The organism is Pseudoxanthomonas sp. LjRoot125, assembly GCF_964252705.1.
In the GTDB taxonomy this organism is placed as follows: Bacteria; Pseudomonadota; Gammaproteobacteria; order Xanthomonadales; family Xanthomonadaceae; genus Pseudoxanthomonas_A.
The window spans coordinates 699665-725634 of record NZ_CAXUOY020000001.1; the positions used below are offsets into that span (position 1 = coordinate 699665).

The 25970-nt window shown below is 68.3% G+C and carries 29 protein-coding genes and 2 tRNA genes; 13 read left to right on the forward strand and 18 right to left on the reverse strand.

What is annotated here, in order from left to right; genetic code table 11:
- The first annotated feature begins 1 nt into the window (after position 1).
- Positions 2-1900, forward strand: coding sequence for a M56 family metallopeptidase (locus ACSION_RS03090; protein ID WP_435304792.1), 1899 nt, complete (start codon positions 2-4; stop codon positions 1898-1900).
- A 7-nt stretch (positions 1901-1907) separates the two neighbouring features.
- On the opposite strand, the gene ACSION_RS03095 is transcribed toward ACSION_RS03090, so the two are convergent.
- The 5 genes from ACSION_RS03095 to msrB form a co-directional block, all read right to left on the reverse strand.
- Positions 1908-2198, reverse strand: a complete 291-nt coding sequence (locus ACSION_RS03095; RefSeq protein ID WP_435304793.1) for a DUF4031 domain-containing protein — start codon at positions 2196-2198, stop codon at positions 1908-1910.
- Positions 2195-2602 (reverse strand): DUF3037 domain-containing protein, encoded by a 408-nt coding sequence (locus ACSION_RS03100; RefSeq protein ID WP_435304794.1) that lies wholly within the window; start codon positions 2600-2602, stop codon positions 2195-2197. The genes ACSION_RS03095 and ACSION_RS03100 overlap by 4 nt, the downstream gene beginning before the upstream one ends.
- Positions 2589-3362, reverse strand: a complete 774-nt coding sequence (locus tag ACSION_RS03105; protein ID WP_435304795.1) for a HipA family kinase — start codon at positions 3360-3362, stop codon at positions 2589-2591. Before ACSION_RS03105 ends, ACSION_RS03100 begins: the two co-directional genes overlap by 14 nt.
- A 34-nt stretch (positions 3363-3396) precedes the next feature.
- Positions 3397-4455: a CorA family divalent cation transporter gene (locus ACSION_RS03110; protein ID WP_435304796.1), complete on the reverse strand. Its 1059-nt coding sequence runs from the start codon at positions 4453-4455 to the stop codon at positions 3397-3399.
- Positions 4456-4533: 78 nt separating this feature from the next.
- Positions 4534-5001, reverse strand: coding sequence for a peptide-methionine (R)-S-oxide reductase MsrB (gene msrB / locus ACSION_RS03115; RefSeq protein WP_435304797.1), 468 nt, complete (start codon positions 4999-5001; stop codon positions 4534-4536).
- A gap of 99 nt (positions 5002-5100) precedes the next feature.
- Between msrB and ACSION_RS03120 the strand changes: the two genes are divergently transcribed.
- Positions 5101-5925 (forward strand): hypothetical protein, encoded by an 825-nt coding sequence (locus tag ACSION_RS03120; RefSeq protein WP_435304798.1) that lies wholly within the window; start codon positions 5101-5103, stop codon positions 5923-5925.
- Between the two features lie 9 nt (positions 5926-5934).
- Here ACSION_RS03120 and ACSION_RS03125 read toward each other — a convergent pair whose 3' ends face one another.
- Positions 5935-6513: a DUF3016 domain-containing protein gene (locus ACSION_RS03125; protein ID WP_435304799.1), complete on the reverse strand. Its 579-nt coding sequence runs from the start codon at positions 6511-6513 to the stop codon at positions 5935-5937.
- 103 nt (positions 6514-6616) lie between these two features.
- Positions 6617-7525: an AraC family transcriptional regulator N-terminal domain-containing protein gene (locus tag ACSION_RS03130; protein ID WP_435304800.1), complete on the reverse strand. Its 909-nt coding sequence runs from the start codon at positions 7523-7525 to the stop codon at positions 6617-6619.
- A gap of 201 nt (positions 7526-7726) precedes the next feature.
- On the opposite strand from ACSION_RS03130, the gene ACSION_RS03135 reads away from it, so the two are divergent.
- The 4 genes from ACSION_RS03135 (at position 7727) to ACSION_RS03150 (ending at position 11653) form a co-directional block, all read left to right on the forward strand.
- A complete protein-coding gene (locus tag ACSION_RS03135; protein ID WP_435304801.1) occupies positions 7727-8461 on the forward strand; it encodes an SDR family oxidoreductase in 735 nt (244 codons plus the stop codon).
- A 102-nt stretch (positions 8462-8563) separates the two neighbouring features.
- Entirely contained in the window at positions 8564-9598 is a 1035-nt protein-coding gene (locus ACSION_RS03140; protein ID WP_435304802.1) for an aldo/keto reductase, read from the forward strand.
- A gap of 95 nt (positions 9599-9693) precedes the next feature.
- Entirely contained in the window at positions 9694-10986 is a 1293-nt protein-coding gene (locus ACSION_RS03145; RefSeq protein WP_435304803.1) for an amidohydrolase family protein, read from the forward strand.
- Entirely contained in the window at positions 10979-11653 is a 675-nt protein-coding gene (locus ACSION_RS03150) for a DsbA family oxidoreductase (RefSeq protein WP_435304804.1), read from the forward strand. The genes ACSION_RS03145 and ACSION_RS03150 overlap by 8 nt, the downstream gene beginning before the upstream one ends.
- A gap of 6 nt (positions 11654-11659) precedes the next feature.
- Here ACSION_RS03150 and ACSION_RS03155 read toward each other — a convergent pair whose 3' ends face one another.
- The 3 genes from ACSION_RS03155 to ACSION_RS03165 all read right to left on the reverse strand — a co-directional run bounded on the left by ACSION_RS03155 (position 11660) and on the right by ACSION_RS03165 (position 13052).
- The gene (locus tag ACSION_RS03155; RefSeq protein ID WP_056880770.1) at positions 11660-11872 is read right to left on the reverse strand and encodes a hypothetical protein; all 213 of its coding nucleotides are present in this window, start codon (positions 11870-11872) and stop codon (positions 11660-11662) included.
- 131 nt (positions 11873-12003) lie between these two features.
- Positions 12004-12342, reverse strand: coding sequence for a putative quinol monooxygenase (locus ACSION_RS03160; protein WP_435304805.1), 339 nt, complete (start codon positions 12340-12342; stop codon positions 12004-12006).
- Positions 12343-12407: 65 nt separating this feature from the next.
- Complete coding sequence (locus ACSION_RS03165) at positions 12408-13052, reverse strand: arylesterase (protein WP_435304806.1); 645 nt, start codon at positions 13050-13052, stop codon at positions 12408-12410.
- Between the two features lie 70 nt (positions 13053-13122).
- Between ACSION_RS03165 and ACSION_RS03170 the strand changes: the two genes are divergently transcribed.
- Together ACSION_RS03170 and ACSION_RS03175 are read left to right on the forward strand one after the other, a co-directional pair.
- On the forward strand, positions 13123-13860 hold the full coding sequence (locus ACSION_RS03170) for an ABC transporter ATP-binding protein (protein ID WP_435304807.1): 738 nt from the start codon (positions 13123-13125) through the stop codon (positions 13858-13860).
- A complete protein-coding gene (locus ACSION_RS03175; RefSeq protein ID WP_435304808.1) occupies positions 13857-16358 on the forward strand; it encodes an ABC transporter permease in 2502 nt (833 codons plus the stop codon). The genes ACSION_RS03170 and ACSION_RS03175 overlap by 4 nt, the downstream gene beginning before the upstream one ends.
- 134 nt (positions 16359-16492) lie before the next feature.
- On the opposite strand, the gene ACSION_RS03180 is transcribed toward ACSION_RS03175, so the two are convergent.
- The 5 genes from ACSION_RS03180 to ACSION_RS03200 form a co-directional block, all read right to left on the reverse strand.
- Complete coding sequence (locus ACSION_RS03180) at positions 16493-17716, reverse strand: RtcB family protein (protein ID WP_435304809.1); 1224 nt, start codon at positions 17714-17716, stop codon at positions 16493-16495.
- A gap of 55 nt (positions 17717-17771) precedes the next feature.
- Positions 17772-18890: a slipin family protein gene (locus ACSION_RS03185; protein ID WP_435304810.1), complete on the reverse strand. Its 1119-nt coding sequence runs from the start codon at positions 18888-18890 to the stop codon at positions 17772-17774.
- A 371-nt stretch (positions 18891-19261) separates the two neighbouring features.
- Positions 19262-19327 (reverse strand) — tRNA-Asn (locus ACSION_RS03190).
- Positions 19328-19329: 2 nt separating this feature from the next.
- A tRNA-OTHER gene (locus tag ACSION_RS03195) sits at positions 19330-19399 on the reverse strand.
- Between the two features lie 431 nt (positions 19400-19830).
- Positions 19831-19953: a hypothetical protein gene (locus ACSION_RS03200; protein ID WP_435304811.1), complete on the reverse strand. Its 123-nt coding sequence runs from the start codon at positions 19951-19953 to the stop codon at positions 19831-19833.
- Between the two features lie 181 nt (positions 19954-20134).
- Here ACSION_RS03200 and ACSION_RS03205 point away from each other — a divergent pair, with 181 nt between their 5' ends.
- From ACSION_RS03205 to ACSION_RS03220, 4 genes are all read left to right on the forward strand, one after another.
- Positions 20135-21187 (forward strand): class I SAM-dependent methyltransferase, encoded by a 1053-nt coding sequence (locus ACSION_RS03205; protein ID WP_435306651.1) that lies wholly within the window; start codon positions 20135-20137, stop codon positions 21185-21187.
- A gap of 4 nt (positions 21188-21191) precedes the next feature.
- On the forward strand, positions 21192-21899 hold the full coding sequence (locus ACSION_RS03210; RefSeq protein WP_435304812.1) for a pseudouridine synthase: 708 nt from the start codon (positions 21192-21194) through the stop codon (positions 21897-21899).
- Positions 21896-22585, forward strand: a complete 690-nt coding sequence (locus ACSION_RS03215; RefSeq protein ID WP_435304813.1) for an HAD family hydrolase — start codon at positions 21896-21898, stop codon at positions 22583-22585. The genes ACSION_RS03210 and ACSION_RS03215 overlap by 4 nt, the downstream gene beginning before the upstream one ends.
- Before the next feature lie 120 nt (positions 22586-22705).
- Complete coding sequence (locus tag ACSION_RS03220; protein WP_435304814.1) at positions 22706-23158, forward strand: REP-associated tyrosine transposase; 453 nt, start codon at positions 22706-22708, stop codon at positions 23156-23158.
- A 58-nt stretch (positions 23159-23216) separates the two neighbouring features.
- On the opposite strand, the gene ACSION_RS03225 is transcribed toward ACSION_RS03220, so the two are convergent.
- The 3 genes from ACSION_RS03225 to ACSION_RS03235 are packed head-to-tail and all read right to left on the reverse strand — an operon-like array spanning position 23217 to position 24999.
- Complete coding sequence (locus ACSION_RS03225; protein ID WP_435304815.1) at positions 23217-23795, reverse strand: DUF1415 domain-containing protein; 579 nt, start codon at positions 23793-23795, stop codon at positions 23217-23219.
- Positions 23788-24270 carry a YajQ family cyclic di-GMP-binding protein gene (locus tag ACSION_RS03230; RefSeq protein ID WP_435304816.1) on the reverse strand — a complete coding sequence of 161 codons (483 nt, stop codon included), beginning with the start codon at positions 24268-24270 and terminating at the stop codon, positions 23788-23790. Before ACSION_RS03230 ends, ACSION_RS03225 begins: the two co-directional genes overlap by 8 nt.
- Positions 24271-24300: 30 nt before the next feature.
- Positions 24301-24999 (reverse strand): DUF2306 domain-containing protein, encoded by a 699-nt coding sequence (locus tag ACSION_RS03235; protein WP_435304817.1) that lies wholly within the window; start codon positions 24997-24999, stop codon positions 24301-24303.
- A 78-nt stretch (positions 25000-25077) separates the two neighbouring features.
- Between ACSION_RS03235 and ACSION_RS03240 the strand changes: the two genes are divergently transcribed.
- Positions 25078-25962: a DMT family transporter gene (locus ACSION_RS03240; protein ID WP_435304818.1), complete on the forward strand. Its 885-nt coding sequence runs from the start codon at positions 25078-25080 to the stop codon at positions 25960-25962.
- The last annotated feature ends 8 nt before the right edge of the window (positions 25963-25970 follow it).

Here is a 25970-nt window from a genome sequence, read left to right on the forward strand (position 1 = left end):
AATGGGCCTGGACGCCTTCGCCGACCTGATCGCGTCGCGTCTGCTCGCTGTCGGCGGGCAAGCCGTGCTGCTGGCCGCCCTGGTCTGGGCGCTGTGCCGTTTCCTGCCACGCCTCGATGCGCGCACGCGGGCCTGGCTATGGTGGCTGGTCGCCACGCAGATGGTGGTGGGCCTGCTGTGGCATGCGCCGATCGCGCTGCCGCTGCTGCCCGCCGAACCCGCCGTCGTCGCCATGCAGGCCGCTCCGTCGGCCGTCGACACCGTCGTGCACGTGGCGACGGTTCCGGCGACAGTCGACGCGGCGACGTCCCTGCCGGTGCAGGACGCGGGTACGCCGATCGCCTGGTCCGTCTGGCTGCTCGCGGCGTGGCTCGCAGGCGTGGCGGTGATGCTGGCGAATTCCATTCGCCACGCGCTTCGCCTGCGCGGACAGCTGAAGCGTGCGCGATCCTGCACCGATCTGCGGGCGAACGAGGAGTACGCCGCGCTGGGTCGCCACCTCGGCCTCGCCACCTTGCCGGTGCTGCGCGTCAGCGACGAGATCGATTCGCCGATGCTCGCCGGCCCGTGGCGCCCGGTGCTGCTGCTACCGGCAGCCGGCCTGGCGCGGATGCGCGGCGACGACCTGCGGATGGCGCTGCACCACGAACTCGCGCACCTGCAGCGGCGCGATCTCTGGTGGGCGTGGATGCCGGCCCTGGCGCAGCACCTGTTCTTCTTCCATCCCGCCGCCCACCTCGCGGCACGCGAATACGGCCTGGCCCGCGAAGTCGCCTGCGATGCCGCGGTGCTGGCCGACGAGCGCCACGCACCCCACGACTACGGACGTCTGCTGGTGAAGCTGGGCGTTTCCACCGCACCGTCGCCGGCGCTCGCCGGCGCCTCCCCCACGTTCCGCATCCTCAAGAGGAGACTGCTCATGCTCCAGCACACCGCATCGCCCCTGCGCAGCAGCGCGCTGGCCCTGACCATCGGCCTGGTCCTGCTGGGCGCCGTGCCGTACAAGGTCACCGCCAGCGCGCCCGTCGCCCCGGTCGCACCGACCCCTGCCGCTGCTCCTACCGCCGCCATCGCGCCTGTCGCGGCAGCGACCGCCACTGCGACGCCGCAGGCTCGCCCGGCCGTCGCGCCGCGCGCCGCCGCCGCCAGTCCGTACGCCGTGCCTGCACCACCACCGCCGCCGCCCGCGTCGGCAGTCCCGGCTGTACCCAAGGTGGCCCCGCCCGCGCCCCCGCCGGCAGTCCCGGCTGCACCCAAGGTGGCACCGCCCGCGCCTCCCGCGCCCCCGAAACACCCTGGCCACAGCAGCACGCACGTGATCAACATCGATCGCGAAGGCGGCGGCGATGCCTACGTCCTCATTGACGGCAATGAAGTCACGATGGCCGGCCGCAGCGACGACATCGCCACCGCGCGCAAGCAGCAGCAAGGCAACGCGCCGGTGCTGTGGGTGCGCCAGGATGGCAAGCAATACGTCGTGCGCGACACCGCCACGCTGAAGCAGATCAAGGCCGCGCACGCACCGATGGAAGCGTTGGGTGCGCAACAGGGCAAGCTCGGCGAACAGCAGGGCGCGCTCGGCGAACGCCAGGGTGACCTGGGTGCCAAGCAGGGCGAACTCGGCGTGAAGATGGCGGCGATCGCCAGCGAACAGGCATCGGCCGCGATGCGTGGCGGCGAGGGTCGCCAGGTGGAGCTCGACCGCAAGATGGACTCGCTGGCGCGGGAACAGGAGGCACTGGCGAAGCGGCAGGAGGCGCTGGCCCGCCAGCAGGAACCGCTCGCGCGCCAGCAGGAAGTCTTGGCCCGCCAGCAGGGTGCCGCCGCCGTGCGCATGCAGCGCGATGTGGATCGCCTGGTCGGTGAGGCCATCCGCAGCGGCAAGGCGCAGCGGCTCTGACGGAGCGTCAGTCGTCCGTTCGCAGCCCGCTCCACTGCGAGCGGGCGATGCGGATGATGGCGCGGACCTGCTCGCGGTCGCGGTGGCGCGAGATCGCGACCGCACCGAACCGCAGGGCCTGCTCGCGGAGTTCTTCGGTCAGGTCGTAGTGCGCGCCGCTGCGCTTGTCCTGGAAGGCGCGCCGCGGCATGCCCAGGCGCGCGGCCATCGCATGCAGTTCGTCCAGCGTGTCGGCCATCAGGTGGGCCCAGCGTTTCCCCCGCCAGAGCGTGACGGCATCGTCCACGTAGACGCTCATCGCGGCGTGGTGGCCTTCGGGGGCCGCACCATGCGGTCCATCAGGTGTTCGAGCGTGGCCGGCAGGTCGCCGCAGCGGCCCATGTGCACCGGCGAAGTCTGGATGATCGAACTGCGCTTGGCGGTGAGCCAGTGGAAGCGTGCGCGTGGCGGCAGCAGCCCGATCGGCGCGGCGGCCTCGCCACCGCGGCAGATCGCGGGCAGGGTATCCAGGTGGCGGCGCAGCGATTCGATGTCCAACGAGGGATCGAGCATGCGCAGGCGCGCTTCGTCCACTTCGATCCGCGCTTCGAGGAAGCCCGCGCGCTCGCACGACAGGATGATGCCGACGTTGACGAACTCCTCCCGCTCCACGCGCGGAACGACGCGGATCACCGCGTAGTCGTAGGTGTCATGCGCGCGCACGGATCGCCTCCTGCACGAAGGCATCGCGCTGCGCCACGCGGCGGACCAGGTACTCGACGTAGGCAGCGCGTTGGGCCGCCGGATCGTCGAACGCATCGGGTCCTTGCAGCCACGTGTCGGGCACGTCGGCGACGATGCCGGCGATCATGGTCTGCGTCAGCTTGCCTGCCATTTCGCCATCGACGTCGGCCACGCGCGAGGCCCAGCGCAGCAGCACGTGGTCGCGGATCAGCGCGAACGGCTTGCCGGCGCCGGACGCGTCGCCATCCCAGCCGTGGTGGAAGTACAGCGCCGCGCCGTGGTCGATCAGGTACAGCTTGCGGTGCCAAATCAGCAGGTTGGTATTGCGCGCGGTGCGGTCGACATTGCTGATGAAGGCATCGAACCAGACGATGCGCGACGCCAGGTCCGCATCGGGCTGTTCGGCCACGGGATCGAAGTTCACCGCGCCCGGCAGGTAGTCCATCGCCAGGTTGATGCCGGCGCTGGCCTTGATCAGGTCCTGGATCTCCGGGTCGCCTTCGGTGCGGCCGAGGTCCGCGTCGAGCTCGATCAGGGCGAGGTCCGGCATCGGCAGCTGCAGCGCCTTGGCCAGCCCGCCGGCGATCGCTTCGGCCACCAGCGCCTTCGGCCCCTGGCCGGCACCGCGGAACTTCAGCACGTACAGACCCTCGTCGTCGGCCTCGACCACGGCGGGCATCGAGCCGCCTTCGCGCAGCGGCGTGACGTAACGGGTGGCGGTGCGGAGAGGAAGCGTCATCAGGCCGCTAGGATAGCGCGGCCGCGCGCCGTGCTCAGGTCGAGCGTGCCACGCCCATGCGCCGCAACAACAGGTAGACCACCACGCTCGAGGCCGCACCGAGCAGGAGCGCGAACGCCAGCCCGTGGGTGCTGTGCGCGAATGGCAGCCCGGGGAGGTTCATGCCGAACAGGCCGGCGACCAGGCTGGGCGGCAGCAGCAAGGCGGTGATCATCGAGAGCACGTACAGATGACGGTTCGTGCGCTCGGCGAGTTTCGCGGCCACTTCGTCCTGCAGCAGGCGCGCGCGCTCCTGCAGCGTGCCCACGTCGCCATCGAGATCGTCGAAGCGCTGGTTGAGCCGTGCGACGGCGGGCAGCAGTTCATGGTCGGTGTCGCCGGCATGGCGTTGCTCGAACGGTTTCAGCACGCGCCGCATCGCGGTGAGCGGCCGATGCAGGCGCACGGTCTGGTGGCGCAGCTGCGCAAGGTCGCGGCGCTCCTCGCCGATGCTGTCCGCCAGTACGCGGTCCTCGATACGGTCCAGTCGCGCGGAGAGCCCGTCGCTGCTGCGCTCCACCGTGTCGGCGAAGCGCCCCGCCACCATTTCCAGCAGGCGCACCGGGGCATCGGCCAGCGCGCCGGCGATCACCGCGCGGCGGGCGGCCTCCAGCGAGCGCAAGGGTTGCCGCCGCGCGGTGACCAGCAGGCGCGCCGTCATCGCGAAATGCAGCCAGCCGATGCCATCGTCGCCACGCAGCTGGCCCTCGGCGGCGAGGTCCACGCCGCGCTGGTGCACCCAGTCGACGAAGGCGCCGTGCGCCACGTCCTCATCGAGCTGCAGATTGACGTGGGAATCCGGCGACAACAGCGTCGCATGCGCCTCTTCGGGCAGCGGCAGCCCGGCGACGATCTGCGCGCTGCGCACATCGCTCAGGTCCAGATGCAGCCAATGCCAGTCGTCGCCCTCGGTGCTCCGCAGCGCGTTGGCCTCGTAAGAGCCGGCGTCGAGCGCTTTCGCCCGGCCTTCGTCATCGAACCGGTACAGCCAGAGCGCGCCAGGCAGGCCGGGAAGCATGGCTGAGGTCGCGTTCGTTTCGATGGATGCGGCCATGCATGACAGCCAGGCGACGGTTGGGTGACGGTCAGGCTACCGCCGTCATATGCCCGTCTCGTGACAGCCCCGGCCGCATCATCCCGCCGGTTGCGACTCCGCTCCGCCGCGCTGCAACGGGTCCGGCAGCGCCGCGCCCTGCGGCGTGAATGCCAGCGAGACCGAGTTCAGGCAATGCCGCTCGCCAGTCGGCGGCGGGCCGTCCGGGAACACATGGCCCAGGTGGCTGTGGCAACGCGCGCACACGATTTCGGTGCGGATCATGCCGTAGCTGCTGTCGCGGATGCGGCCAACGTGCGCCTCGTCCACCGGCTGGAAGAAGCTCGGCCAGCCAGTGCCGGAATCGAACTTCGCGCTGGAGCGGAACAGCGGCAGGCCGCACAGGCGGCAGGTGTAGGTGCCGTCTTGCTTGTTGTCCAGGAACACGCCGCAGAACGGTGCCTCGGTGCCGTGCTGCAGCAGCACCCGGCGCTCGTCCTCGCTGAGGCCGGCGATCAGCGCCGTCCGCTGGGCATCGGAGGGCGGGGTAAGGTCGAAGGTCGTCATGGACGTGTTCCTGGTGAGGGATGCCGCCGATATGGTGCCGCCTCCAGCGCACCACAACCCTGGTTTACCATCGCGTCTGTCCCCAAGGAGATGGCACGGATGCGATGGACGCTGACGTTGTTGATGACGCTGGCGCTGCCCCAGGCAGTGCATGCGCAGGCGCCGGAGGCGCCGCCGCGCGTTCCGCCGGCTCCGGGCTGCCTGGATGCGCGGCAGATGGCCGAAGTACGCCAAGCCTCGTCCACGGAGCTCGCTGTGCAGGGCCGCGATGGGCAACGATTCCGCATCACCCTGTCAGAAGGCTGTCCCGGCGCCGGTCGGGCCGATGCCGTCCTGCTCGCCCGTGAGGGCTGGGTGTGCGGGACCGGCCAGGAATACGTGCGCATCGGCGAGGCGACCTGTGCCGTGACCGGCATCGCGGCGATCGACGCGCGCGAGTACGCCGCGATGGCGCGCGCGGCGTCGATGCAGACGGATGACGGCGTGACCACGCTGGAGACGGTGGAAGTGCGCGCGCCCCAACGGCGGGGCTTCGCCGGTTCCTCGAGCTTCTGCTTCAACCCGCGTTACATGCGCGCATGGTCGGAAGACAATGAAGGCATGTTGGTGGAACTCTTGCCACGTCGGTCGGGCGGCCATCGCTACTACCGCGTGGAGCTGGCGCACGGGTGCCCCGATCTGGATTCCTCGCCCGCCATCACCTTCCGCTCCGGCGTCGGCATCGGCCTCATCTGCGGCAATCCCGGCGACCGGGTGGTCGCGCAGGACAGCGGTGGCAACAGTCTCTTCGATTCGGGCAATGCGGATGCGCTCATCCCCGGTGACGAGCGGCGCTGGTCGCGCCGCGGGATCCGCGTGCAGTGCTCGGTGTCGGCGGTCTACCCGCACGAGCCGGCGTCGCGCAATGCGGCGCCGGCCCCCTGAGTCAGCGGATCAGGGCGTGGATGTCAGCGTCGCGTTGTTCTTGAACTCGCGGCGCAGCCAGTCGTCGATCAGGCGCTTCTCGTAACGCAGGTTGTCGGTGTTGTTGAGATTGGCGCCCATCAGGAAGCCATGGTCCACCAGCTTGCGCTCGCCTTCGGCGACCACCTGGCCATCGGGACCCTTCACGACGAAGTTCAGCGTCATCCGCGGCGGATAGATGTCCTTGACGATACGGATGTCCTCCATGCCGTTCCGCACGATGGGCTCGTAGCGACCTGCACGGTCGATGTCGGTGATGGTGACGTCGAGCGTCTGGCCGCGGGCGAGGCGCTGGCCTGCTTCATCGCGCAGGTACGTCGCCAGGTCGGTGACCCAGGTGCCGCGCTTCGATTCCCAACGATTGCCGCTGAACTTGATCTCGCTGAACTGCGCGGGATCGGTCCACTGGACGCTGACGGCGCCGCCTTCGGCAGGCACGCTGCGGGGAATCCCGGGATCGGTGACGTTCTTCTGCCGCGCTTCGCCGGGCAGCGCGGCAGTGAGCGCAACGAGGGCGGTGAGCAGCAGGGCGGGGGCTTTCATGGCCATTCCTCGGGAGGTATCCATCGGGATTGTGCGCCTGCGCGGGGAAGAGCGGCAACGACGGAGCGCGCCGGGCTTACGGCATGTTCAGCGCAGGTTTCCGCCCGATTCAGAGGCTGCGAAGGCGCTCCACGTCGCGCACCGGCGGCGCACCGAACATGCGGCTGTATTCGCGACTGAACTGCGACGGGCTCTCGTAGCCCACGCGATGGCCGGCGCTGGCGGCGTCCATGACTTCGCTCAGCATCAGCCGGCGGGCTTCCTGCAGGCGCAGCTGCTTCTGGTACTGCAGTGGGCTCATCGCCGTCACCGCCTTGAAATGGTGGTGCAGCGCGGAGGCGCTCATGTGCACTTCGCGGGCGATGTGGTCGATGCGCAGCGGCTGCGCGTAGTGCTGCCGCAACCAGTGGATCGCCTTGGCCACGCGCTGGCCCTGGCTGTCGGCGATGCCGATGTGGCGCAGCATCGCCCCCTGCGGGCTGCACAGCACGCGGTACAGGATCTCGCGTTCGATCAGCGGACCGAGCAGCGGGATGTCGTGAGGCGTATCGAGCAGCTTCACCATACGGATCGCGGCATCCAGCATCTCCACGCTGCTGGGGTGCAGGAACAGGCCGCGCGACGGCGGCGGCAACGGCGTCCGTGCCGATTCCGCCTCGGTCACCAGCTCGGCGATGGTCGCGGGCGACAGTTTCAGGACCAGGCACAGGTAGGGCGCCTCGGCGGAGGCCTGGGTGACCTGGCCCGTGACCGGCAGGTCGACCGAGGCGACGACGAAGCGACTGGCGTCGTACTCGTACACCTCGTCGGCGAGGATGGCGCGTTTGGCGCCCTGGACGATCAGGCACAGCGCGGCTTCCTGCACGCCCCGCATCGGGAGCGGCATCGGCGCGCTGAGCCGGGAGAACTGCAACGCCGGGATCGCCGTCGTGTGCAGACCGTCGCCGCCGGTGGATCGTTCAATCAGTGCGGCCAGCTCGCGGAGGCGGTCGGCATGGATGGACGCGGTGTCGGTCATGGGAGGGGCCGTCGCTACGGGCTTGGGGGGTGAGGCGAGTCTACGCAGCATGTCGGGGGATGGAACGGTGCTGGCGGGGTCGGGGCAGGATCAGGCAAGGATCGCGGAGGAACCGGATATCGACGCTGCGGCAGGCGGGCGGAGACTGCGCCCCGTCGCGACACGCCCCGTGCCGCGCTTCCCCCAAACGAGATCACCCCCATGTCCGGAATCGAAGGAAAAGTCATCGCCATCACCGGCGCCAGCAGCGGCATCGGCGAAGCCGCCGCGCGCGAGCTCGCCCGCCGCGGGGCCCACGTCGTGCTGGGTGCGCGCCGCACCGACCGGCTGCAGCGGCTGGTCGCCGAGATCACCGCCGCGGGCGGCAGCGCGCGCTGCCGTTCGCTCGACGTCACCCGCCTCGAGGACGTGCAGGCGTTCGTGGCATTAGCCCAGGCCGAGTACGGCCGGCTCGACGTGATCGTCAACAATGCCGGCGTCATGCCGCTGTCGCCGCTGGCCGCGCTGAAGATCGACGAATGGAACGCCATGATCGACGTCAACATCCGTGGCGTGTTGCACGGCATCGCCGCCGCGTTGCCGGTCATGCAGGCGCAGGGCGCAGGCCAGGTGATCAACGTCGCCTCTACGGCCGGCCATCGCGTGTGGCCCAGTGCGTCGGTGTATTGCGCCACGAAGCACGCGGTACTGGCCATTTCCGAAGGCTTGCGCCAGGAGCACGACAAGCTGCGCGTCACCGTGGTGTCGCCCGGCGTCACCACCAGCGAACTGGCCGAAACCACCAGTGATGCCGGCATCAAGGCGTGGCTCGAGGATTTCCGCCAGGTCGCGATTCCCGCCGAGGCGGTTGCGCGCGCGATCGCTTACGCCGTGGAACAGCCCGACGACGTCGACGTCAGCGAGGTCATCGTGCGGCCGGCCGCCAGTCCGAACTGACGTTTCGTCGGCAAGCAACAAAGCTTTCCACGCCGAGGGGTTGCCGCTGGCGGAGCGGGGGAGTGCAATGGCGCACTCCCCCCGTTTCAGGAATTCCCCCTCATGGAATACCGTTATCTCGGCGCGTCCGGCCTGCGCGTGCCCGTCCTCTCCTTCGGTACCGGCACCTTCGGCGGCCAAGGCGCGTTGTTCAGCGCGTGGGGCAGCACCGACGTGGCCGAAGCGCGTCGCCTGGTCGACATCTGCCTCGACGCTGGCCTGACCATGTTCGACAGCGCCGATGTCTATTCGAAGGGTGCCGCCGAAGAAATCCTCGGCGAGGCCATCAAGGGTCGCCCGCGCGACTCGCTGCTCATCTCCACCAAGGCCACCTTCCGCTTCGGCGACGGCGAGAACCAGGTGGGCTCGTCGCGGCATCACCTGATCAATGCGGTCGATGCCGCACTCAAGCGGCTCGGCACGGACTACATCGACCTGTTCCAGTTGCACGGCTTCGATGCGCGCCCGCCGGTCGAGGAAGTGCTGTCCACGCTCGACACGCTGGTGAAGGCCGGCAAGATCCGTTACCTGGGCGTATCGAACTTCTCCGGATGGCACCTGATGAAGTCGCTCGCCGCCGCCGATCGCCATGGTTGGACGCGCTACGTGGCGCACCAGGCGTACTACTCGCTGGTCGGTCGCGACTACGAATGGGAGCTGATGCCGCTGGCCGCCGACCAGGGCGTGGGCGCGGTGGTCTGGAGTCCGCTGGGCTGGGGTCGCCTGACCGGCAAGATCCGTCGTGGGCAGCCGCTGCCCGAGAACAGCCGCCTGCAATCGCAGACCGCGAACGATGCCGGCCCGCAGGTCGACCTCGACTACCTGTACGACGTGGTCGACGCGTTGGACGAAGTCGCGCAGGAAACCGGCAAGACGATCCCGCAGGTCGCACTGAACTGGCTGCTGCAGCGCCCCACCGTCAGCACCGTGGTGATCGGCGCGCGCAACGAGGAGCAGCTGAAGCAGAACCTGGGCGCGGTGGGCTGGAACCTCACGGCCGAGCAGGTCGCCAAGCTGGATGCGGCGAGCCAGCGGCCGAAGCCGTACCCGTACTGGCACCAGGCGGGCTTCGCCTACCGCAACCCTACGCCGGTCTGATGGATGTACGCAGGGCGGGATCGCCCGCCCTGCTTCGTCATCGAATGCGTGCGGCTGCTACAGTCGCGCGGCCGCTTTTTCTGCCCGGAGTTCCGATGCGCCTGCACGCTCGCATGGTGAGTGTTCTCGCCGCTGCCCTGTCCATCGCCTGTGCGCCCGCGTTCGCGGCGACCACCTACGTGAAGGCCGGACGCCTGCTCGATGTCGAATCCGGTCGCATGCTGACCGACCAGGCCATCGTCATCGAGGATGCACGCATCACCGCCATCGGTCCCGCCGCGACAACGCCGGTACCGGCCGGCGCGACCGTGCACGACCTCTCCGACAAGACCGTGCTGCCCGGCCTGATGGACGCGCACGTGCACCTGCATGGCGATGCGGACCTGCAGGGGTATCGGCGCCTGGCGATCTCGCTGCCGGCCGCCGCCATCAAGGGCGCGAAGAACGCGCGCACCACGCTGCTGGCCGGCTTCACCACCGTGCGCGTGCCAGGTTCACCCGGTTATGCGGACGTCGCCCTGCGCGACGCGATCGCCACGGGCGAAGTCGAAGGCCCGCGCATCCTCGCGGGCGGCGTGTCCATCGGCATCACCGGCGGGCACTGCAGCGACAACAACCTGCTGCCGGCCGAGTACAAGGCGGTGGGCGAGGGCGTCGCCGACGGTCCCTGGGCCGCGCGGCAGAAGGTGAGGCAGAACGTCAAGTTCGGCGCCGACTTCATCAAGACCTGCTCCACCGGTGGCGTGCTGTCCAAGGGCACCGAGGTCGGCGCGCCGCAGTACTCGTTGGAAGAACTGAAGGCGCTGGTCGACGAAGCGCACGCGCTGGGCCGCAAGGTCGCTTCGCACGCGCACGGCGCCACCGGCATCCGCAATGCGCTGCTCGCCGGCGTGGATTCCATCGAACACGCCAGTTTCATCGATGACGAAGGCATTGCGCTGGCGAAGAAGAACGGCGCCGTGCTGGTGATGGACATCTACAACACCGAATACATCCTGGGCGAAGGCGAGAAGGCCGGCTTCCTGCCCGAATCGCTGGAGAAGGAACGCCGCGTGGGCGCCACCCAGCGCGAGAACTTCCGCAAGGCGCACCAGGCCGGCGCGATCATGGGCTTCGGTACCGATGGCGGCGTGTATCCGCATGGCCTCAATGCGCGCCAGTTCTCGCGCATGGTGCAGTTCGGCATGACCCCGCTGCAGGCGATCCGTTCGGCCACCGTCGTGAACGCGCGCCTGTTCGGCATCGACAAGGACGTCGGCGTGCTCAAGCCGGGTTACTCCGCCGACCTGATCGCCGTGGATGGCGATCCGCTGCAGGACGTGGCGGTGCTGGAGAACGTCGGCTTCGTGATGAAGCAGGGCCGCGTCTACAAGAACACCCTTGAGTGAGATCGACCGCATGTCGAACCCCGTGAAGATCGATTTCGTCTCCGACGTCGCGTGCCCGTGGTGCGCGATCGGGCTCGCGTCGCTTGAACGTGCGATCGCCGCGGTCGGCGGCGATCTGCAGGTCGAGCTGCATTTCCAGCCGTTCGAGCTCAATCCGGACATGGGGCCTGCGGGTGAATCCATCGCCGACCACCTGGGCCGCAAGTACGGCCTGTCGCCCGCACAGCTGGCGCAGAACGGCGAAGCGCTAAGTCAGCGTGGCGAGGCGCTGGGGTTCCATTTCGACCTGCAGAAGCGCGACCGCATCTACAACACCTTCGATGCGCACCGGCTGCTCCATTGGGCGGGCGAGGTGGGTGCCGCGGAGCAACACGCGCTGAAGCGCGCGCTGCTGCAGGCGTATCACGGTGAAGGCCGCAATGTGTCCGATCGCGACACGCTGATCGCGATCATCGCCAGTGCCGGACTGGAGGCCGACGAAGCGCGGCGCATCCTCGAGACGGAACGGTTCGCCCTGGAGGTCCGCGAGCGCGAACGCTTCTATCAGCAGCACGGCATCCAGGCGGTGCCGTCGGTGATCTTCAACGGGCGCCATCTGGTGCAGGGCGGGCAGCCGCCGGAGACCTTCGAGCAGGTGCTGCGGCAGCTGTCGGGGCTCGCGGGTTAAGCGGGATCAGCCGTGCCGGGCCAGCAGGATGGCCTCGTTGCTGGGCATCTCGATGACGACGGCAGTGGGGATGCCGTGGTGCTGGTGCAGGGTGGCGGCGAGCAGCTTCGCGTTCTCCCGGGCATCGCCCAGGTTGTCGAACCAGTTGCGGCCGTACTGGCCCTCGTAGAGCTGCCAGCCGCTGGCAGCGGCGGCGATGGTGAAGAGCAGGCGGGGCATGGGGTACTCCAGTAGCGGCGCCGGGCAGGGAACCGGCAGGGCTACTGTGCGTGAAAGTGTCAGGTATCACATTCGGCGGACGCCGCGGATTCCCGTAGGAAAATTCCTACGTACTGGACCGGGCCCGGCCCTCAGGCGACCGGTTCGAGGGTCGTCTGTTCGAATTGTTCGATCAGCTCCGCGCACCGGTCCAGCAGCTCGAACATGCCGGGCAGCTCCAGCATGGCGCGGTGCTCGTTGCGACCGCTCCAGTATTCCGTGATGAAGACCGCGTCCTCGTTTTCGGGAACGCGGCTGATCGTGTAGTCCAGGCAGCCGGGGCTCTGGTGCACGAGACGGGACACGTCGGCCAGCACGTCGACCAGCGCCTCGCGACGACCCGCGTGAGCCTTCACGAAGGTGGCCAGTCCGTAGCCATTCGCGGTGTCCGAGATGTACTGGTACATGCGCCCAAGTGTGGAGGGATTCATCGCATCGGGCGTGGGTAGGAAGTCACGCGCCAGCGTGCCGGCGCAGCCGTTAAGACGTGGCGAATTCAGCGCAACAAGGGCTCGAGCGCCTTCCAGACATGGTCGCGCAGCTTGGGTTGCGCCGCGGCGACAGGGTGGAGGTTGTCGGCCTGGTAGGCATTGCGGTCCAGCGCGATGGGTTCCAGCAGGAACGGCAACAGGGCGGTGCCGTACTGCTTCGACAGTGCGCCGTAATTCTGTTCGAAGCCGCGCGTGTAGTCCGGGCCGTAGTTGGGCGGCATGCGCATGCCCACCAGCAAGACCTTGGCCTTGCCCGCCTGGGCGGCCGTGATCATCTTCGCCAGGTTGGCGCGGGTCTGCGCCAGTGGCAGGCCGCGCAGGCCGTCGTTCGCCCCCAGGGCGATGACGACCACGGCCGGGCGATGGCGCTGCAGTTCCGCGGCGATGCGGGCCGCACCCCCTGCCGTGGTCTCGCCGCTGATGCTGGCGTTGACGACGCGCCAGCCGGGCTTCGTCTTGCCGACGCGATCGGCGGTGAGGGCCACCCAGCCCTGTGCCGGCGCCAGTCCGTATGCGGCGGACAGCGAATCGCCCATCACCAGGATGGTGCGTGCGCTCTTCGCGGGTGCGGCCTTCGCGGCCTGTGCTGCGACGGGCCGTGCGAACAACGCGACGAGCAGAAGCAGGGCCAGGCCCGCGGCCCATTGCATGCGCGTGCGTTTGGCCCCATACCTGTTTGAATTAAGAAACATTTAATCCGTGCTCCCGATGATTCACGAAATGACCGACGAGACGATCATGGCCGACGCCAGCAGACTGCACACTGAAGCCCGCACCACCGAACGCGCCGTCCTCGACGTGCAAGGCTTGGGCAAACACGTGACGCTGCCCGGCGGCGAACTGACGATACTCGACGATATCGGCTTCCGCATCGGCCATGGCGACACCGTCGCGATCGTCGGCGCGTCGGGCTCGGGCAAGAGCACGCTGTTGTCGCTGCTGGCCGGGCTGGACGTCCCCAGTGCCGGCACGGTGACACTGGATGGCGAGCGCATTTCCGACATGGATGAAGACGGCCGTGCGCGCGTGCGCGGCGAGAAGGTCGGCTTCGTGTTCCAGAGTTTCCAGCTGCTGCCGTCGCTGACCGCGCTGGAGAACGTCATGCTGCCGCTGGAGTTGCGGGGCGATGCGGACGTGGACGGGCCCGCGCGACAGATCCTCGAGAAGGTCGGCCTTGGCCAGCGCCTGGGCCACTACCCGCGGCAACTGTCCGGCGGCGAACAGCAGCGCGTCGCGCTGGCGCGCGCGTTCGTCACCCGTCCCTCGCTGCTGTTCGCCGACGAGCCCACCGGCAACCTCGACACGCACACTGGCCAGGCGATCATCGAACTGTTGTTCGCGTTGAATGCCGATGCCGGCACCACGCTGATCCTGGTCACGCATGACGATCATTTGGCCGAGCGTTGCCAGCGTCTGCTGCGCCTGGACGCCGGGCGCCTGCAGGGCGAGGCCGCATGAAGACGCTGGCGCTGGCCTGGCGCCAGTTGCGCCGCGACCTGGTGGCGGGCGACATCCGCATCCTGTTCGCCGCGCTGGTGCTGGCCGTCGTCGCGGTGACGTCGGTGGGTTTCGTCACCGATCGCGCGGAGCGCGCGCTCGCCATCGAGGCGAACCGCCTGCTGGGTGGCGACGTGGTCGTGCGTGGCGACACGCCACCGACGGACGCGCTGCGCGCGCTGGCGAACGCCCCCGGCCTGCGCGTGACCGAGACGCAGGAGATGCAGAGCATGGTGCGCGCGGGCGAATCGCTGTCGCTAGGCGACCTGCGTGCACTGGGTGACGGCTTCCCGTTGCGCGGCAGCTTCCGCATCGTCGAACGCGCTGGTGCCGCCGAGCACGATGCCGCCGGCATCCCTGCGCCGGGCACGGTGTGGATCAGCCAGGCCGGCGCCGAAACGCTGGGGGCGAAACCGGGCGATGCGATCGGCATCGGCACGCGTACGCTGACCCTGGCCGCGCTGGTGACGCAGGAGCCCGATGCGGCCCTGGACTATTTCAACGTTGCGCCGAAAGTCTTCCTCAACCTCGACGACCTGCCTTCCACCGGCCTCGTGCAGGAGGGCAGCCGCCTGCGCTATCGCCTGGTGGTCGCCGGCGATGCCGCTGCGGTCGAAACCTTCACTGCGGCGGTCAAGCCGCAGCTCGCGCGCGGCCAGCGGATGGAAACCATCCAGGACGCGCGCCCGGAAGTGCGCTCTGCGCTGGACCGCGCCAGCCGCTTCCTGGGATTGGCCGCCCTGGTCTCCGTGGTGCTCGCCGCCGTTGCCGTGGCGATGGCCGCGCGCCGCCACAGCGAGCGCCACCTTTCCGGCACCGCCGTGATGCGTTGCCTCGGCGCACAGCAGCGCACGCTGGTCGGCATCCATGTCGGCGAACTGGTGCTGCTGGGTCTGGCCGCGTGCACGGTGGGCGTGCTGATCGCCTTCGGCCTGCAATGGGGCATCGGCAGCTGGCTGCAGCAATCGTTGAAGATCGACATCCCGCCGGCAGGGCTGTTGCCTGCCTTGCAGGGGTATGGCGTGGGCATGATCGTGCTGCTCGCGTTCGGCGCGCCGCCGGTACTGGCGCTGCGGCGCGTGCCCGCGCTGCGCGTGCTGCGTCGCGACCTGGACCGCACGGAGCCCAGCGCATGGCTGGTCGCGCTGACGGGCTTCGTCGGCCTGGGCGCGCTGTTGTGGTGGAAGGCGGGCTCGCCCACTTTGGGCACCGCGATGCTGGTCGGCATCGTCGGCACGCTCGCCGTGCTTGCCCTGCTGGCGTGGCTGCTGATCCTGCTGGTGCGCCGCCTGCGCTCGCGGCTGCGCGGCAGCCTGCGCTACGGGCTGGCCAACGTCAGCCGTCGCGCGGGCACGTCGATCGCGCAGGTATCCGCGCTGGGCCTCGGCCTGATGGCGCTGCTGCTGCTGACCTTCGTGCGTACCGACCTGCTCGATCGCTGGCAGCTCGCGTTGTCGGCCAATGCGCCCAACCGCTTCATCATCAACGTCCAGCCGGACCAGGTCGATCCGGTGAAGACCTTCATGCAGGCGCGCGGCCTGTCGGCGGTGGACCTGTATCCGATGATTCGCGGCCGCCTGGTCGAACTGAACGGCAAGCCGAGCAGTGGCGCCGACTACGAAGAAGCCGACGAGCGCACGCAACGCCGTGCCGAGCGCGAGTTCAACCTGTCGATGACCGCGACGTTGCGCGACGACAACAAGGTGACCGCGGGCGAATTCTGGACCGGCCGCACGCCGTCTTCGCCGGAACTGTCGGTGGAAGAAGACTTCGCCGAGGCGCTGGGATGGAAACTCGGCGACCGTGTCGCCTTCGATATCGCGGGCCAACGCTTCGAAGGCCGCGTCACCAGCCTGCGTAGCGTGGACTGGGAGAGCTTCCGTCCGAATTTCTTCGTCGTCGCTTCGCCGGGCGCGCTCGACGGCTATTCCGCCAGCTACATCACCGCGGTCAGCGTGCCGGCCGGCGATGCCGCTTTCACGCGCGAGCTGGTGGGGCAGTTCTCGAATCTCTCGGTGATCGACGTGGAGGCGGTGCTGAACCAGGTGCGCAGCACGGCCGAGCAGGTCTCGCAGGTGGTGCAGGTGGTGTTCTGGTTCTCGCTGGCAGCCGGGCTGCTGGTGCTGATGTCCGCGGTGAGCGCCAGCCAGGACGAACGGCTGCTGGAAGGCGGCGTGATGCGCGTGCTCGGCGGCAGCCGTCGCCAGCTGCGTCTTGCGCAGGCCTCGGAGTTCGCCGCCATCGGCCTGTTGGCGGGGTTGGTCGCCGCCATCGCGGCTTCGGTCTTGTCCGGTGTGGTCGCCACCCAGGTGTTCGACCTGCCGTGGAAGGCCAATTGGCAGCTGGCCGCTATCGGCGGCGGGTTGGGCATGCTGGCGGCGTTGGGCGCGGGCCTGTTCGCCACGCGCAGGGTGCTGGATGCGCCGCCGTCGGTGACGCTGCGCGAGCTGCAGGGCTGAAGCGTCTGGCTGGTGTGGGAGTGGTGCCGGCATTGCTGGCACCGGTAAGTCGCGATGGGTTACCGGTAACGATTCATCGCGACTTACGTCGCTCCCACAAGAGCGGTCATAGAAAAGAAGGGGCGAGCCGAAGCTCACCCCTTGATGCACACCACCTGGCGCAGCGTGTGGACCACCTCCACCAGGTCGCTCTGCGCCGACATCACCGCGTCGATGTCCTTGTAGGCCGCCGGTGATTCGTCGATCACGCCGGCGTCCTTGCGGCATTCGACGTGCGCCGTAGCCTCGCGGTGCTGCGACAGGGTGATCTGCTGGCGCGCCGCGGTACGGCTCAGCACGCGGCCGGCCCCGTGGCTGCAGCTGTGGAAGCTGTCCGCGTTGCCCTTGCCGCGCACGATGAAGCTCTTCGCGCCCATGCTGCCGGGGATGATCCCCAGCTCGCCGGCACGCGCACTCACCGCGCCCTTGCGGGTCACCAGCAGCTCCACGCCACCGTGCGTTTCCTTCTGCACGTAGTTGTGGTGGCAGTTCACCGCCATCTTCTCCAGCTGGAACTTCGGCAGGCGGTGGCGCATCTCCGCCAGTACGCGCGACATCATCGCTTCGCGGTTCTCGCGGGCGTAATCCTGCGCCCAGGAGACCGCTTCCACGTAGTCGTCGAACAGGGGCTCGCCTTCCATGAAGAAGGCCAGGTCCTTGTCCGGCAGGTGGAAGCCCAGCACACGGTGCGCCAGGTGCTCGCGCGCCCGCTCGATGAAGTAGTTGCCGATCAGGTTGCCGGTGCCGCGCGAACCGCTGTGCAGCATCACCCACACCGCATCGGCCTCGTCCAGGCAGATCTCGATGAAGTGGTTGCCGCCGCCCAGCGTGCCGATCTGGCGATCCAGCTTGTCGGTACGGATCTTGCGGTGCTTCTGCTTGATCGCCTCCAAGCGTGGTTCCAGTCCCGACTGCGTGATGCGCGTGCGGATGCTGTCCGGCAGCTTCCAGTGCTCGCCGCCGCGGCCGTTGCCGACCGGCACGCTGCGCTCGATGCTCGAACGCAGTTGCGCCAGGTTGTCCGGCAAGTCCTTCGCGCGCAGCGTGGTCCGCACCGCGGCCATGCCACAGCCGATGTCCACGCCGACCGCCGCCGGAATGATGGCGCCGCGCGTGGGGATGACCGAGCCCACGGTCGCGCCCTTGCCCAGGTGCACGTCGGGCATCACCGCGACCCACGGGCCGACGAAGGGGACGGCCGCGATGTTCCGCAGCTGCTCGTGGGCGCCTTGGTCCAGGGGCACGCCGCGCACCCAGCCCTTGATCGGCGTGGTGCTGCCCTCGGCGTGCAGCAGTTCGAACGATGTCTGCATGTTCATGTGTTCACTCCATTGAAACCCTGCGCGGTGGATCCGTCCACCGCGCAGGGAGGTACTACTTCAACGTCACCAGTTGCTTCAGCACGCCATCCAGGCCGCCGAACACGGTGAGCTTGTCGATCTTCTCGGTGACCTTCTCCAGGGCCTCGAGCTCCTTCAGGCGCATCAGCACCGGCGACTCGTCGATCAGCTTTGCGGTGTTGAGCAGGGAACGCGTGGCGTTCGCCTCCTCGCGGCGACGGATCACGTTGGCTTGCGCCGTCTTCTCCGCCTGCACCACCCCGTTGAGGATCTCCTTCATCTCGCCCGGCAGGATCACGTCCTTCACGCCCACGCCCAGCACCTCGACGCCGAGCCCGGCCATCTGGCCGCGCACGTAAGCGAAGATGTCGGCGTCCAGCGAGGCCTTGTCGCCCAGCAGTTCGTCCAGCGTCTTGGCGGAGACCGCCTTGCGCAGGCCGTACTGCAGCTCGCGGTAGACGAAGTCGCCGACCTTCGCCACCTTGGTGCGCGCCGCCACCACGTCGGTGACGCGGGTGCTGGCGGCCAGGTTCACGCGCAGGCTGACCTTGTCGCGGGTCAGGAGCTCCTGGCCCGAGACCTCGATCGCCTGCACGCGCAGGTCCACGATGTCCACGACCACGTTCTTCTGGAAATTCCAGAAGGCGTAGCTGCCCGGGGCGAGCGTGCGCTCGAGCTTGCCGTCGATGAACACCAGACCGGCGAACTCCGCCGGCACATCGGCCACCACCGCCAGCTTCGACAACGCGCCCAGCTGGCGCAGGCGCCGCGCGACGGCGGCGTCCACGTCCGGCGTGGCGAGCGCCACCGCCTGCACGTCGACCTTCACCAGGCCGATCCAGTACAGGCGCCGCGTGCCGGGCGGCAGCACGTCTTCCAGCTTGCCGTTCTTCAGCACCAGGCCCACCTCGTCCACGCCGATGTCGGCGAGGACGAAGGTGTCGCCCAAACGCTCGCCGAGGCGCGCGATCAGCGCGTCGACGTCGTGGCCGGCGTATTCCGGCGCTGCGATGTTGAAGGTGCGCACCTCGATCCGACCCATCGGGTCGAACCAGCGGTACACGCCGGGCGCGAGCAGTTGCTCGAACCGACGGTTGCGATACACCAGGCCGCGCTCGCCGTCACCGATCACGACCCTCTTGGTCCAGAACATGGCGTTGTTCTCCTTGTTGGCTCTGGTGGTTCGATCCGGATCCAACGGATCGCCGCGGTGGATCGAATCCCGCGACGAAAGGTGCCCATCGCGATTCGCGATCGGCGGAAGAAGGTGGAAACGCCCCTGGACGGCGGCGATGCGGGCGATCGGCGCTGTCGGCGGAAGCATCGCAACGAGGGCGCGGTCCATGGACTGCGTCGAACGCTGCGCGCTTCCGCGTCGAGGGCGCGGTGCCGGCTTCGTCCCCGCTGCGCCGCGCCGTCTTCTGCAGTCCATCGCGGAAAGACGGCGCGCCGCACGGGGCGTTCCCTGTGTGGGACTCGCGTCCCGGTGTCATGACGTGAAAGGTCATGTGCCCTTGCAGGCGTTGGAGCGGGAATCGAACCCGCGACACTCGGATTAACTGTCCGATGCTCTACCCATCTGAGCTATCCAGTGGTGGACGAACCGGATTCGAACCGGTGGCCAACGGCATGCGCCGCTGCTCTGCCTCTGAGCTTCCGTCCGCTCGAGGAACACCGTCTCCCACGCTTCGGCATACGCCACGGCAGCGCCGCGCGCACCGGACGGGACGCTAGCCCGTACCGCTGTAGCGTGTTCGATCGATGTTCCCCATTGCCGGCTGTCGCCAACCGGCAATCCGTTCGGGCGCGACGCGCCCTTGTGGGTGTTCTCTCCACGTGCAGCCCGCGTCGGGGCATCACGACGCAGCGCACATGCGCCAGTCGCAGCCGCGCCCCTGCATCGGGGCGCGATCGCGCGCTACCCGGATGCCCCAGGGCGGAAAGGAACTTCCGTGGTGGAAAGAAACGAACCTCGATGCATGCGCATCCTCCGCGAACGCTGAAAACAAAACGCCCCCGGGTATGGCGACCCGAGGGCGTTCGCGTTCCTCGGGAGATCGGGGTGGCCGATCTCCCAGGGAGTCAGCCGGATGTCAGAAGTCCAGGTGCCGTGCGCGTTCGATATCGCGCAGGTCGCTGCCGTTCGCACGCAGCACCAGGCCGCAGCGCGATGGCTGCAGGGCGGGCTTGCTGTCGAAGGAATAGGCGGGCTTCATGGGAAGAATTCGATTGCTGAAAAAACGGCCACGTGGCCGACGGGCGCGCACGATACGCCGCTTGTTTGCGATGCGCAACACTTTTTTCATTTTATTTTCGAAGCCCGACCGACGGTGGTGGAATCGGTCGCGAGTGGCTGCCGTTAGAATGACGCCTCATTCCCTGCCTGCGCGTCGCATCGTGGCCTCTCCCTTCTCCGATCCCGCTCTCGATGCCCTGATGCTGCCTTTCGCGCAGGGCGTGCTCGCCTGGCCGTCCGGGCCGGTGCTGTTCCTGCGCGCGCGCGATGGCGCCGCGTTGCGACAGTTCCCGCTGTCGCAGCTGGTGTGCGAACAGAGTTTCCGTCCCGACGCCGAACTGCTGGAACGCGCCGGCCTGCGCGTCGTCGCCGATGCAGCGGTCGAACCGACGCGCTACGCCCTGGTGCTGGTGTTGCCGCCGCGCCAGCGCGAAGAAGCGCGCGCGTTGCTTGCGCGCGCCGTGCAACTGGCGGCGCCCGATGGCGTCGTCGTCGCCGCGATGACCAACAACGAGGGCGCCAAGTCGGGCGAAACCGACCTGAAGCAACTCGCGGGACTGGCCGGCACGCTGACCAAGTTCCATTGCCGCACGTTCTGGACGCGCAAGCGCGCGGACAGCGTCGACGACGCGTTGCTCGCGCAATGGTCGGCGCTGGACGCGCCGCGCCGGATCGAGAGTGGCCGCTACCTCAGCCGTCCGGGCGTGTTCGCCTGGAACCGGATCGATCCGGCCTCTGCGCTGCTGGTCGAATGCCTGCCGACGGATATCGCCGGACACGGCGCCGACCTGGGCGCGGGATGGGGATTCCTGTCGCTGTCGCTGCTGGCGCGCAATCCCGGCATCACCGCGCTCGACCTGTACGAGGCCGAGGCGCGCGCGTTGTCGCTGGCCAGGGAGAACCTCGCGGATGCCGGTGCGAGCGCAACGCTCGATTTCCACTGGCACGACGTCACCGCGGGATTGCCTCAGCGCTACGACTTCATCGTCAGCAATCCGCCGTTCCACACGCAGAGCCGTGCGGACCGTCCGGACATCGGCCAGCGCTTCATCACTGCCGCGGCCGCCGCGCTCAAGCCGGGCGGGCGCCTGTGGCTGGTGGCCAACCGCCACCTGCCGTACGAGCAGACCTTGAACGAGCGCTTCGGCGAGGTGCGGGTGGCGGGCGAACGCGATGGTTTCAAGGTCATCGCCGCGGTGAAGGCGAGGCGTTGAGCGCATGAAGATCGTCAAGCACATCGCCAACCTCGGCTACGGCAGCCGCAAGGACGTGCAGTGGATGTTCCGCGAAGGCCGCATCACCGACGCCGCGGGCGAGGTGCTGTACGCCGATGATCCGGTCGACCACGACACCATCCGCGTGGATGGCGAGCCGCTCGACCCTGCACCGGGCGTCGCGATCCTGCTGCACAAGCCGGTGGGCTACACCTGCTCGACCAAGGACACCGGGCGCGTCGTCTACGACCTGTTCCCGCCCCGGTTCCGCGAACGCTCGCCGGTGCTGTCCACGGTAGGGCGCCTGGATCGCGAGACCAGTGGCCTGCTGCTGCTCACCGACGACGGTGGCCTGCTGCACCGGATCATTTCGCCCAAGGCCAACCTGCCCAAGGTCTACGACGCGACGCTGGCGCAGGACCTGCGCGGCGACGAAGGCGCGCTCTTCGCCAGCGGCACGCTGATGCTGGAATCGGAGCAGACGCCGCTTGCGCCGGCCCGCTTGCACGTCATCGATCCGCGCCATGCGCAGCTGACGCTTACCGAGGGCCGCTACCACCAGGTCCGCCGCATGTTCGCCGCCGTCGGCAACCACGTCGATGCGTTGCATCGCAGCCGCATCGGCGGACTGACGCTGGACGATCTTGCGCCGGGCCAGTGGCGCGTGCTCGCCAAGGAGGACCTGCACCGGCTCTTCGAGGCGGGCGCGTGAGTCCTCCATCGCTGCCCTTCGCACCGGCCGCGGTGATCTTCGACATGGACGGGCTGATGCTGGACAGCGAACGCGCCATCATCGCGTGCCTGGCGGAAGCGGCGCGCGAGCGCAGCCACGACCTGCCCGAGCTGTTGTGGTTGTCGATGGTCGGCCACAGCGAAGCCGTCTGCCGCCACTTGCTGGACGAAGCGGTCGGCGAAGCGGAGCGCGAACAGATCCTGCAACGCTCGCACGTGCTCTACGACGCCGTCGTCGCGGCCGGCGTGCCGCACCGTCCCGGGATCCTGGCGATGCTGGACTTCCTCGACGCCCGTGGCATTCCGCGTGCGGTTGCCACGTCCACGCGACGCCCGCTCGCGCTACGCAAGCTGGAAGCGGCTGGCCTGCTGTCGCGCTTCGACGCTGTCTGCACCAGCAGCGATGTCGAACATCCCAAGCCTGCGCCCGACGTCTACCTGCTCGCGGCGCGCTCGCTCGGCGTGGATCCCGAGCGTTGCCTGGTGTTGGAGGATTCGCCGACCGGCGTGCGCGCCGCGCTCGCCGCGGGCATGCACCCTATCCAAATCCCCGACCTGCTAGAGCCGGACGACACCGTCCGTGCACTGGGCCACACGATCCTGCCGTCGCTGGACGATGCGCGCGTGCTGCTGGAGCAGCGGTTGGCGGTGCATCCGGATGCCTGATGTGGGAGCGACGTAAGTCGCGAGGCTTTCTCGTGGAACGCCGATACGCCGGCGAGCGGTTTTCCGATGGTGATCGACATCGTGCTTGCCATGCTCACCTTCTTCCACAGGAGGTGAGCGATGTCGGGTTACTCGGAGCTGAGAAAGGGCCGCTCTTCTATGGCTGGCCAGGCCTACATGGTGACTTTCACGACGGCGGATCGCCGTCCGCTCTTCCTCCATCCGGAGCGCGCCATGGATGCCTGCCGCGCGATGACCTGCTCGCGGCTATGGTATCGCTCAAGGCTGTTGTGCTGGGTGCTGATGCCGGACCATTGGCATGGCGTGATCGAACTGGGTGCACTGGACAGCCTGTCAACGACGGTGCAGCGATTGAAAACCAACAGTAGCCGGATCATCCGCCTGCATCACCCCGGTTCGGGCATCGTGTGGGAGAGGGGATTCCACGACCGCGCACTACGCAGCGAGCGCTCGATCCTTGCTGCGGGACGCTACCTGGTGGCCAACCCCATGCGCGCTGGACTGGCGCGAAGCGTCTCCGAGTATGCGTGGTGGGATGCGGTCTGGCTTTGATCGGTGTTATGCGGCTGAAGGAGAAGCATCGCGACTTACGTCACTCCCACACCAAGCATTACGGGCGGCTTCTTCCCTCGGAAAACAGCTTCGCCCAGCCCGCATGCCCCAGCGCATCCAGCGTCTTCACGTTGCGCTCGACGATGATGTCGGGGTCCGGGAAGGCTTCCACCGCGCGATCGATGCTGGCTTCGCGCAGCAGGTGCAGTGTGGGGTAGGGCGAACGGTTGGTGTAGTTGCTGATGTCGTCCGGCATCGTGCCGGCGAACTGGTAATCCGGGTGGAAGCTGGCGACCTGGATGACGCCTTGCAGATCGAGCGCCTCGACGGCCGCATCGGCATTGTCGAGGAAGTCGTTGTAGTCCAGGAAATCCGTCAGTACATCCGGGTGCACGATCAGCGTGGTGTCGACCTGCTCGGGATCGGTGTCGCGCAACAGCACAAGCTCTTCCGCCAGTTCCTCGAGCAGGGCTTCCGGCGTGCTGGCATCGCTCAGCACGAAGCGCACCTGCTGCTTCACGTACACCGCCTTGGCGAACGGGCACAGGTTCAGCCCGATCACCGCGCGTTCCACCCAGCGACGCGTGGCGTCGATGGGGTCGTTTGCTGCGTCCGCAGTGGCCGTCGTATCAGTCACGGAAGTTGTCGAACTGCAGCGGCAGCTCGAATTCGGTCTTCTTCAGCAGCGCGATGACGTCTTGCAGGTCGTCGCGCTTCTTGCCGGTGACGCGCAGCTTGTCGCCGTTGATCTGCGCTTCGACCTTGAGCTTGGCGTCCCTGATCGTGGTGACGATCTTCTTCGCCAGCTTCTGCTCGATGCCCTGCTTGACGGTGATCTTCTGGCGCGCGCCGGCCAGGTTGGTTTCCACATCGCCGAACTCCAGGCAGCGGGCGTCGATCTGGCGCGCGATCAGGCGCGCACGCAGGATGTCGGTCATCTGCTTGAGCTGGAAATCGCTGGGCGCGGACTGGGTGATCAGCTTCTCTTCCAGCACGAACTTGGCGTCCACGCCCTTGAAGTCGAAACGGGTGGAGAGTTCGCGGTTGGCCTGGTCCACGGCGTTGGTGAGTTCGTGGACGTTGACTTCGGAGACGACGTCGAAGGAGGGCATGGGGGGAATCCTGTTACCGGGCGCGGAATTCTACCGTGCGCCGGGAAGCGGGATCGCGTCGGCTGAAGACACCGCGGTGGCGGGACGTCGCCGCCCCACGAGGCGGCGGACTGTTTCGCACAGCAACAGCGGGATTATCCAGCTGCACCAGAGCAGGGTCGCGATCAGGGTCGGCGACGGCACGAGTCCGCCGGCAATGGCGAGGGGCAGCGACAGGCGGAAAACGATCGGCGCCAGTGTCACCGCGTAGTTGCGGACCATCCAGCGGCGGTGCCGGTCCACGAGGCCGTGGCGGATGGCGATCAGGCCGGTCAGTCCGGTGGTCAGCCAGGCTAGGGCGGTCGCGGAGAACGCGAGGCGGATGGCGAACGGTGCCGGCGAGGTGGCGATCAGGCCGATGGCGCCGGTCGCGGCGACCAGCATGCCGGCCAGATAGATGCGACCGGTGATGCGATGCAGGCGCAGACGGCGCTGGCGCCACTGGGTCAGGAACTGCACCGGTCCGAGCAACACCGTGGTGAGACCGCCGGCCAAGTGCATCCACAGCCAGCCCCGTCGCGCCATGAACATGCCATAGGCGGCCGAATCGAGATGCCGATACTTGCCATAGGCGGCGATCAGGAACTCGATGCTGGCAAGCCCGAGCAATACCCACAGCACGGCCCAGGCCAGGCGCACGGCAAGCCGGGAGCGGGGCGATGCAGGGGTGCCTGGAGCGATCGCTGTCATGGGCCTGCCTGCGTGGGTCGACGCGCGCAGGGTAGCGCACGCGCGGCGGAACACGGCCCTGGAAGGCGATAATGACGCATGGCCACTCCCCGTTCGTCGCTTACGTCCGCTGTCCTGTTGATGCTGGCCGCGGTGCTGCTGTTCGCGCTGATGGATGCCGGCCTGAAGCTGCTCTCTGCGCAGTACCCGCCGCTGCAGGTCGCGGCGCTGCGCGGGTTGTCGTCGCTGCCGCTGGTGGCGATCTGGGTGCTGGCGACGGTGCCGGCCGCTTCGCTGTTGCGCGTGCACTGGCCGCTGCACCTGCTGCGCGGCGTGCTGGGCATCGCGATGATGGCCGGGTTCGTGTACGGCTTGCGCACCATGCCCTTGTCCACGGCCTATGCGATCACCTTCGTGGCGCCGCTGCTGGTCACCGCGATGGCGGGGCCGCTGTTGAAGGAGCGGGTGGGGGCAGGGCGCTGGATCGCGATCGTCATCGGTCTGGTCGGCGTGCTGGTGATCCTGCGGCCGACCGGTGAAGGCATGTTGACCGCCGGTGGATTGGCCATTCTCGTTGCGGCCATCTGCTATGCGCTGGGCGCGGTCACCGTGCGCATGCTCGCGCAACGCGACAGCACGCAGGCGCTGGTGTTCTGGTTCGTGGTGCTGCTGTCGCTCGGGGCGTCGTTGCTGGCGCTGCCTGCATGGAAGCCGCTGCAGGCCTCGCACGGCTGGATCATCGCCGGGGTGGGCGTGTCCGGCTCGCTGGCGCAGGTCGCGCTGACCGAAGCGTTCCGCCGCGGCGAGGCGTCGTTGATCGCGCCGCTCGAATACACGGCGCTGATCTGGGGCGTGATCCTCGATGTCATGCTGTGGTCGGTACTGCCCGACGGCGTGACCTGGATCGGCGCCGGCATCATCGTGGCGAGCGGGCTGTATCTGCTACGCCGCGAGAAGGTGCACGTGGAAACCGAGCATCCCTGATGCCGCAT